The 9,892-nt window shown below is 42.7% G+C and carries 7 protein-coding genes; 1 reads left to right on the forward strand and 6 read right to left on the reverse strand.

Annotated features, from left to right (window positions below; all coding sequences use genetic code 11):
* Positions 1–54: 54 nt before the first annotated feature.
* The 6 genes from WCG50_RS03455 to WCG50_RS03480 form a co-directional block, all read right to left on the reverse strand.
* Positions 55–1,284, reverse strand: a complete 1,230-nt coding sequence (locus WCG50_RS03455) for a glycosyltransferase family 4 protein (RefSeq protein WP_336898174.1) — start codon at positions 1,282–1,284, stop codon at positions 55–57.
* Between the two features lie 178 nt (positions 1,285–1,462).
* Positions 1,463–2,626 carry an acyltransferase gene (locus WCG50_RS03460; RefSeq protein WP_336898175.1) on the reverse strand — a complete coding sequence of 388 codons (1,164 nt, stop codon included), beginning with the start codon at positions 2,624–2,626 and terminating at the stop codon, positions 1,463–1,465.
* A 23-nt stretch (positions 2,627–2,649) separates the two neighbouring features.
* Positions 2,650–4,149, reverse strand: a complete 1,500-nt coding sequence (locus tag WCG50_RS03465) for an oligosaccharide flippase family protein (protein ID WP_336898176.1) — start codon at positions 4,147–4,149, stop codon at positions 2,650–2,652.
* On the reverse strand, positions 4,142–5,287 hold the full coding sequence (locus WCG50_RS03470; RefSeq protein ID WP_336898177.1) for a glycosyltransferase: 1,146 nt from the start codon (positions 5,285–5,287) through the stop codon (positions 4,142–4,144). The genes WCG50_RS03465 and WCG50_RS03470 overlap by 8 nt, the downstream gene beginning before the upstream one ends.
* A complete protein-coding gene (locus WCG50_RS03475) occupies positions 5,288–6,388 on the reverse strand; it encodes a glycosyltransferase family 4 protein (RefSeq protein WP_336898178.1) in 1,101 nt (366 codons plus the stop codon).
* On the reverse strand, positions 6,385–7,869 hold the full coding sequence (locus WCG50_RS03480; RefSeq protein WP_336898179.1) for an O-antigen ligase family protein: 1,485 nt from the start codon (positions 7,867–7,869) through the stop codon (positions 6,385–6,387). The genes WCG50_RS03475 and WCG50_RS03480 overlap by 4 nt, the downstream gene beginning before the upstream one ends.
* Before the next feature lie 347 nt (positions 7,870–8,216).
* Here WCG50_RS03480 and WCG50_RS03485 point away from each other — a divergent pair, with 347 nt between their 5' ends.
* Positions 8,217–9,875, forward strand: coding sequence for a hypothetical protein (locus WCG50_RS03485; protein ID WP_336898180.1), 1,659 nt, complete (start codon positions 8,217–8,219; stop codon positions 9,873–9,875).
* Positions 9,876–9,892: the final 17 nt, after the last annotated feature.

Raw genomic sequence — 9,892 nt, forward strand, 5'->3', positions numbered from 1 at the left:
TTCTGGGGCGCAGCGATCTTAGTAATCACTGCGCCCCATTTTTATTAGGTGCGATTAAACAGCTTTTTCTAGAAATACACTGCCCACCAGAGTCACCCAATTTTGATCGACATTTTTCCACGTGTATTTTTGCAGTAGTATTTTTCGGGCGGCTCGAAGAATATCAATACGTCGTTTTTCATCTTGAAGCAAAGCCAGTACTGATTTATAAAATTCGTACGGATGATCCGCCATCATATATGTTTCGCCATCAATTGCGCCATTGATGGATTCCATCCCCAGCGAAGTTGACACGACTGCAAGTCCCATGGCCGTGGCTTCCAGAACCTTGTTCTTCATGCCACTTCCACTAAGCATGGGATTAACCATGATCGGGTATTCCACCAAAATTGCGTTCAAGTTTTTTACAAAACCAAGCAACCGAATATTTCCATCCTGTACAGAAGCATCCACCAAAAACTGTGGGGGATCTCTTCCTATGACACACCATTCAATGGAAGCAGGTTTCAGGTAAGGTAAATATACTTGGTTATAGAAATATTTAACTGCTGCTAAATTTGGGGCAAACAACAAGTTACCCCAAAAGGCAACACCTCTTCGCTTACAGAACCCTTCTTGGTATGCATCCTCAAGCATCGGATCTACACCATTAGGGATTGTCGATAAATTTGTGCAACCGCCTGATAGAGTCTGAATAGTTTCTGTATCACGCTGATTAATAGTTACAACATGGTCAAACCAGTGCGGTGTTTTACTCTCTAACATTCTCCAGCGTTTGAGGCATAGTCTCTTTTGCAACCCTGCTAATGTAAAAAATTTTTCACTATCAATCGAAATTTCGCGCTCAATCGTCAACGCGACGCTATCGCATACATCCAACAAAAGTCGTTTATTCCTGCTGAATTGTCGTGTAAGGCCAACTAAGTTTGAACCAAAAACAATGATTTTATCGATGCTGAAATCATTACATATTTGACTAATTTGATTGCTTACCGCAGCTTGGAATGACGGATATCCCCATCTGAAAAATAGTTCCTCACTTAAACGAAAATGTCGCCAGATGAGTGGCATTAAATCATCAGAGGATTCAGACATGAAGACGTTGGAAAAAATTTCTTCCGTATTCAAAGTCCCATCCTCTAAAAAATTATCTGATGAAATTTGAACAGTTAAAAGTACTAGTTTTTCATTCACTGACAATGCGCGACAAAGATTCCACACTCGTAAATCGTAGCCATTAGACGTAGATAACAATTTTCTGTTGGTGATGACAAGGGTAGTCAATGTTGTTCTCCTAAGCTTTTTAAACCTAGCTACGGAACAAGGACAGAAAAAATAATTTCTTTCGTATCGCTAGCATCACAACATCAGCGGTTGTCATTTTCGAACTTTTCCCAGGAATCCTAAAACTAGCATAGCTCAAGTAAAAAATCTTATGCATGCTTTCATGATCCTGATGATTTCAAGTTGCTGTTTTGATTTTCGATTCATTTTTACTTGAAATTATTGACTTAAGGTAACCTCGTACATCATTAGTGTGTCGCTCAGCAATTGCAAACCATAAGTAGCAATAGGAATAAATGAAAATTATCACGCTTAACATATAAATGAGACCGAGAGCATCAGGCTGTTGCCTGAATTTCAATCCCAAAACTTGGTAGCAAAATGCAATGCAGAATATCAACGCTGGAAAATGAAAAATATATGTAGAGTACGAGAAGTTTGCAAGAGAATTGTGCAATCTTTGGAATGGAATTTTTATTTTTATTCGACTTGCGCTGGCTAAAAAAAACACATAGGCAAGACCTAGTCCGAAATCACGATATATTGACTCTGGACTACCAACATTGTCTACGTTATGACTTATTCTCGAAATTGACAAAGCTATAGCAAAGATGAAAATTCCTATTACTGGATTAGGACAGGGCCATTCGCTATTTATCCAAAAGTACGCAAAAACTCCCAGCAACCAAATTAGCCCCCATGTAACAAGTTTTTCGGGCAACCAATAGGCTAATGCTAATGCTGCAAATGCGTAAAGAAATCGAAACCTCCAACTACTTGTAACTGATGCTCCTACTAGACCAAAGATGCAGTAATACCACCATTCGAAGGAAAGACTCCAAAGTGGACCATTACTACCTAAAAACCCAGTTGAAATTCCTTGGAGTAAAAGCAGATTTCCTGCAAAAGTTGTGGCATCCATTGAGGAACTAATTAGATAGCTAAGTGATCCAATTTGATAATGATTTGAGTTCGTGTATATCTCAGATAAATTAAAGAAATATAAGCCAAGTGAATCTATGCTGATTCCTGCAATAAGTGCAGGTATCAGTACTGTATAAATTCGGCTAACACGTGCTATTGAATAGGTGAGGAGATTGGGTCCATGTTTCAGCCATTTCTCTAAAGTAAGGCCGCCAACCAAATATCCGCTTATAACAAAAAAAATCACTACTGATTCATGACCAAGTCCGGATAGAAAATATATTATCTTAATAAAAATACTGTTATCTTCCACGTTCTTAAGATCCACGAGAACGAGATGACGAGCGTGTTCGAATACAACAAAAAATGCAGATAACCATCTCGATATATTAAGAAATACTGAAGTATTTGAGTTCATAACAATCCACTCCTTTTGATGAATCAAATATCAATAGGTGCTGTATGACGTCGTAAAGCAATTGACCTAAGAGTCTTCCATCCACCGAATAGTAGAAAATATGTCCCGTACAAAGTGACATAGGCCAAGCCTTTGATCATCAGCATTTGAAAGGACTTTCCACTGACGAACTCGCCCAGTGTCAAAGCGCCAAGTGTCGCTAAACTTGTTGCGAAAAATGGTAATCTCAATATTCGCCAAGCTAGTAGTTGACGCATTTCAGAACCTAGTGTTCGAGATACGACCAGTACCGACCAAAACTCACTGATGCCCAGAGTAAGGACACTGCCGAGTGCTGCACCCACCATTCCAAATCTATTGATGCCAGCGACGCTCAAGGTGATTGAAAGAACTAAACAAAATGCGCTGTTAATGGCAGCAAAACGACCTCGCTCAAGTGCGGGCAGCACATGGCCAACGGCGAAAACGGCGATCATCATGCCTATTAGATATACCCGCATGATAGGCACGGCATCACAGTATCTACTGGTGTAGACGATGTTAATCAACTCGGGAGTCGTCACATACAAGATGCCGCAAATTGGCAGCAGGAACAATGCGATAGCGCCGTTGGTCTTTGCAATCAACTGACTAACTTCCTTGAAGTTCCCGCATGACTGAGCCCTGTTCAGTTCAGCCATCATTGCGTTAATCATGGGTTGGCGAATCAAAGATGCTACTGGCAGAACCGCTGACGCTATGGAAAATATTGCATATTGTGCTGGCACAAGCATGCTGGCGACGACCCATTGATCTGCCTGAGTTCTCAAGAGGAATAGAGCGTTGCCAATGGCGAAAGGCAGGCAATAGGTTAACTGTTTTTTAATACCTGCCAGTTGCCACTGTATTCCTTCACGTCGGCTGTACAAGTAATACGCCAATAAAGCGAGTTTTATTATTGCGACCGACAGCATGGCGCTGACCAACAGCCCAATATCACAGGAGGCAAAGGCCACACCTGCCAGAATAAGTGTCCGGAATACTGCCAAAGAAATTATTGCGCTAGATTGCCAATGTGCCCGTCCCTCGGCAGTAGGCAGCACATCCAGCAGCGACGCTACCACCCAAAGTGAGATGAATAGGGTGGATATACCGTGGGTTTGAAAAAAAAGTTGCTCTGCTATCACTGGTAATAACGGGTTCCAACCACTGGTCACAACACTCACCACACATGCGGCAATTGCTAGATAGACCATCACGTTGCCAATCTGCAGACCCTTTTCTTCGTGCTCTGCTCTTGTCAGAAAGTAAAAGAGCGCTTGCGGCATGAAGGCTGGTGCAATCGCCATGACAGTTCCTGCCATAAGCCACAACAGCCGATACTGGCCAAACACGGTTGGATCGAGCAAACGAACTAGAAAGAACGGTACAACTAGCTGCAGTCCGTAATCGACACCACCGGCAACGGCCAGCGAAAGTGCGTTACTACGGATTTTTATTTCGACGGCAGAAGGTTGCCGTGCTAGCGGTGGTAGTCTAGGCATGGTCTTTTGCCATCCGAAGGAAGAGTCTGTCATAAGACTGAACCATGCCACTGAGAGAGAAATGGTTGGCAACTTTTGACCGAGCGCGCGTTCCTATCGTGGTTCGGTGTTCCAATTCCATCAGTTGATGCAGCGCTTTTGCCAGTGCAGTGATGTCACCACGCATGTACAAATATCCATTTATTTCGTGTGATATTTGCTCAGAAGCTCCTCCTATCTCAGTCATGACCATGGCCTTGCCAAGCGCCATCGATTCCAGTGCAGCTATAGAAAAAGTTTCAACATTGTGTGAAACCAATGCCATCACGCTGCACGCAGCAATGGCCGGGCGAACATCATTGAGTAAGCCGGTGATGCTGACATGCTGCTTCAGTCCAAGACGACCGATTTTGTCTTCGATTTCAGAACGTTGAGGACCGTCTCCAATGATTAGACATTTAACGTTCTCCCCGTTATTCCTCAAAATGGCGATGGCCTGCAATAAATCACTATGCGCTTTTTCAGGACGTAAAAAGGCACAGATGCCGATTACATAGTCATTCCCACTAAATCCGTAGATTTTTCGCAACGATATCTTTGCTTCATTTGAATATTTGTCATGAAAAAAATCAACATCAATTCCGTTGTGAATGACCGTTGCATGCCTTGCCCATAATGCTCGGGTGCGCCAATGTTTTTTTTGATTTTCACAGACATACACCAGCATGTCACTAGTCCAGAATATCGGTCTATAGAACAGCATTTGCAGTCTGTCCTTCATCGATCCCAGTTCTGTTGTATGGAAAACGACTGCCAGTCGAGGTCGATGGCCTGAAAGTATTCGGGCCATCCAGCCATAAAGAAGTGAGAATGCATTAGTGCAAACTATCACATCGATCACGTTTTCTCGGATATGTGAAGCAAGTTTTTGCACGGCCTGCATATCAATTTTTTTTGAAACATGGCAGCAAAATTCACGACCATCGATACGATCCCTGTCGAGTTGCTGAAGCAACTCGGATTCGTCCTTAAGATAAGCAAGCGACAGCTTAAAACGTGAAACATCGAGATTATTCACCAGGGTTACAACATGCTTTTCAGCACCGCCAACCCCGAGTGAATTAACGATGAACAGAAGATTCACTTTATTACCTTCCATTTATGTCAACCTTTCGAACATGTCAAGATAAGGACGAATGATGCGGTTTTCCGCATGGACGTCTGACATATACGCTTGTGACCGCCTACTGACAACATTCCATTGGTTTTTATCTTCCACCAGTTTAGAGACAGCATCGGCCATTTCATCCAAAGTTGAAACTGCGTACCCAATTCCATTTTTTTGGATAACTTTGTCTGGATCAAAAAACGCTACTACTGGAGTACCTCTAATCCATGCCTGTAAATAGGAATTAGGAAAGCCTTCAGAATCTGATGTATTAACAAATACGCTTGCCGAGGCGTATTTTTCATCCATATCGTGATACGGAACGCTTCCGTGAAATGTTAGATTGGGTATCTGAGAAGCTTCGCTACGAACGGCCTCGAACAGTTCTCGGAATCCTGGCAGGGGACCGCCCACCATATGAAACTTTATATGGGGTAACTTCTTTGCCAAGTTCAAGAAAAGGTCAGGTCGCTTGAACTGCCGAAGATTATTAACCCACAGCACGTCTGCATCGCGACTTACTTCCTGCTTCGGAGTGTCTACGAGCATTTCTGCAATTTCGCTCTTCAAGCCATAGTTCTTAAGCATTGCACGTTGCTGCTGTACGCTTTGGACCAGAATCCCATTTACACGACGCAGACCGTATTCATATAGTTTCTTGTCTCGCCAATACTGGATCAGAAGCTTTTTAGGATCACAGTCAAAATCATGTGCCACACGAAACACAAACTCTTTACCGTAACGTTTGCAAAACATTGCCAATAACCCCAAGTGCATGCCGGCACAACTTGTATAGTAAATATCAGCATTTGTTCTGCGTAGTGCTGCCCACAGCGTTGTCCAGCGCGGATGGATGAAGCGGAAAACAGGTATGCCATCGTTTTCACGATGTGTCTTATATGTAGTGATTCCATCCCAAGTCGCGAGGTCGGCTTGCCCATAGTCATAGACCACCATGCTAACGTCATGGCGCTTTCGAGCAAATGCTTTTGCTAGCAGGGTTTGTTGAACCTGTTCACCACCATTGCACTGACCACCAAATTCCGGTGCTAAAACTGGAAGATTGTCTAAGCCCACGAAGCAGATCTTCATTCTTTTTCCTCAGAGGAATCACCTCTAGTTTGTGAATTTATTCTGGAAATAAGTCCGACCGCAGCACCATATGCCAACCAAAGATATGGTTGAGTACTGCTTGGTGTAAAACTGTCGTCTGTCAGACCTTGCACAAGCAGTAGTAGTATGCAAGCCATTGAACCTCTGAAAAAACCACGCCAAACAGGTTCAATAGAAATATCTGCCATCGTCTTAAATACACGCCACATGTGTATATAAAAGAGAATGAAAATAATTACCCCGAGCAACCCATAGTCAAGAACTGTAGCTAAATAGGCACTATGAGGATGACCGACCGGTAGGATGCTTTGACTTTTAGCTGCATCTGTCCATAGGATCGAGCTGCGCCCATGCCCGATGAGCGGACTGCTCAATATATCCTCGACCAAAGGTATCCATATACCTGAAACTCGCCCCGCGCTTATGTCGTCAGCGCTGCCATGTGCAATACCAGATGACGCACGTTCTATTACCGCATCGGGTACCAATATTACTGCACCGATACAAATTATTATCGCTAATAAAGTTATTCGAAATTGACCTTTAGAAATTAGTAGGTACATGACAACTGCAATAAATCCCAAGTAGGCGCCGCGAGAAAACGTTAAGGCAATCGCAACCATCAGAGTGAGACTAATTAGACCTAAGTTAAATTTTTTTGATGCACCAGGCACATTGAAGAAGCAAAATATCGACAATGCAAACATCATGTTGAACATCAAGCCCAACTCATTGGCATGCATGCCTATGACGGATAAAAAACCGCGTGAATCACTAGATGCAAGATACGATAGTGATTCCCCCGACAAGGATACGATCGCTATGACTGTGATTGGCAAAACGAGAGTTGATGCAAACAACGGAACTAGGCAATAGGTTGGATTAAGTGCGTTTCTGACTACAAATGAGAAAATATAGGCGGTTACCAGAATAAGCATCTGCTTAAAAAATGTGTCTTGAAGATATCCGCCTACAGTGTTGAAATTTATCACTTTCAGAGCCCTGAAGTATTCTGGTATTTCATCCACATGCATCGCGCCATGGAGTGCCCCTAGGGTCATCATAAAAACGTAGGCCCAGAAATATCCAGGCCATCTCGGATATGACACCTTCCAAGGTTGAACCATCCAGATCAACATTAGAGTTCCTATCGTTAAAAATAAGCTAGCATTTAGTGGATTTAGTCCTGTCAAACCTAACATCTCGTGCGGAATGAGTGTGGTAGATCCTAGTGGTAGCAGAATGATCGGTATAAAAATTGTGTGCTGAAAGATTTTTTTCGGCACGGCCATGAATAGCAATATGGCTAATGTCAGCAAGGCTGCGACTTCGCTGAATGTTACGGAGATGAATAAGACCAATACCGCGACAGCAATTGATCCACTGAAAATGTGCAGGAACCGACGTTGGCAGATGTATTCAACAAAATTTGAAAACACTGCGCCTTTAATTGAATTCATATGTAAGACTTCACCGTAGGAGTTGGTGCGCCATAAAGGATTTTAAAAATCGGACGTCTGTATTTCCACACCAAATGTGACTTTTCAGCAATGTTGCCAGCGTAAGATTTTTGAATAAATTCAAATTGAGATTTCTCAATCAATCATTTCTCTTCGAATAGCGCTTCAACATTCGATGGGCTAGTCGAATGTCTGACTTGCAAATTATCAATTTTGTGCAAGAAATTCCGGGTTAACTTTGCACAAGTTTTTGCTGTGGGAGCATCCCCACCACTAACTGACAGTAAAAACGGTCTTCCATACGCGTTTCAACCAATTATTTTCACTAACGCCGAGCAACATAGAGAATGAAAAACTTACGAATCGGACTTTTGCTTGATGACAGGTTTTCAAGTAAGTATGTGTATGAATTGGCGGAATGGGCTATGCACCAAACTAACCTTGAGATTACCCATCTCATTCTCAATTCGCCACAAAAGAAGGCTGTTTTTAGAAATCTGATTGAACGAATAAATTTCAAATTTCTTCGTCAAAAAGCATCTGAAAGAATTTTCAGTTCTATCATATTTATTGAAAAAATTCTCATAAGATTTAGCAAATTACATCGTCATCACTTTGATAAATTTGATTTGACGAAGCTAATTGATAAACAGATTACGATTCGTCCTGAGTTCGTCAATGACGCTTCAAACTGTCAATATTCTGAATTTGATGTGAGGCGTGTTAGTGCACTGGATCTCGATCTGATTATTCGGTGTGGATCAGGTCGAATAGAGGGAGATATTTTGCGTGCAGCACGCCTAGGCGTGATCTCCTATAGCAATGGTTCTGAGAGCTTGCATCGTGAAGATAAATCTTGTTTCTGGGAGTGCTATAACAAGGCACCTAAAACTGGGTTTTCAATTCAGACGCTAACCGATAAACTTACTAGAAGTGAGATATTGTTAAGTGGATTTTTTCCAACATTTTTTTGCTTTTCACTCAATCAAGCAAACATGTATAGAAAGTCAGGCCCGCACTTTCACAGTCTTTTAAGTCGTATCGCTGCTAGCCGTGAGTTACCCCGGGAAAACCTTTACCTTCGAAGTTTTACAAGTACTGACCGAACTCCAAACGTTCACGAAAGCTTTGTTTATCTATTCAAAGTTATTTACAGATTGAGTAAGAAGATACTCTACCGCTTCACCACTTTTGAGAAGAAGTGGGGGTTGTCATTTATTCAGTCAAATTGGAATGATGTAAATACAAGCTTGCGCAACGAAGCCATTGCACCTAAGGGGCATTTTTGGGCTGATCCGTTTATCTACGCTCATAACGGAAGAACTTATTGTTTTGTTGAAGATTACGTCTACAAGACCCGCCTTGGCCACATTGCTGTTTTGGAGGTGTCCAACGGTGAAGTGGTTCACCTGGGTGACTGTATCAAGAAACCATTTCATCTTTCATTTCCGTTCTTGTTTCAATACCGAGGCGATCTTTACATGTGCCCAGAGGCATCCGCTTCTAGCCAAATTCAGTTGTATCGTTGCGTTGAGTTTCCGCTGCATTGGGAGCCGAGTGCCATCATCATGGACGATGTATCGGCTGCGGACACAATGCTTTTTGAACACGCGGGATTGTGGTGGATGCTCACCAGCATCGATACATCCGGATCGAATGATTACACTTCTGAGCTGTATCTTTTCTATGCGGATTCACCGCTCGCAAACGACTGGACTCCACACCCATTAAATCCAATTTGTATTGATTCTGAGGGTGGGCGAAATGCTGGGCTCATCAAGGAAGATGGAAAGATATTCAGGCTTGCACAACGCCAAGGGTATGATCAATATGGTGCGGGTTTGCTGATGTTCGAGGTGACAGAATTGACTAAATTAGTCTATTCGCAGCGCCTGGTTTCGCAACTAAACCCTTCGCTCAGTAAAGGGCAGATCGGCACTCATCATTTATCCACGACTGGCGCTGTGACGGTCTTTGATCATGTGTCGCGTGTGTTTTCTCCATAAACACGATGACGTGGACT

The sequence above is a fragment of the Rhodoferax sp. genome (genome assembly GCF_037143375.1).
In the GTDB taxonomy this organism is placed as follows: domain Bacteria; phylum Pseudomonadota; class Gammaproteobacteria; order Burkholderiales; family Burkholderiaceae_C; genus Rhodoferax.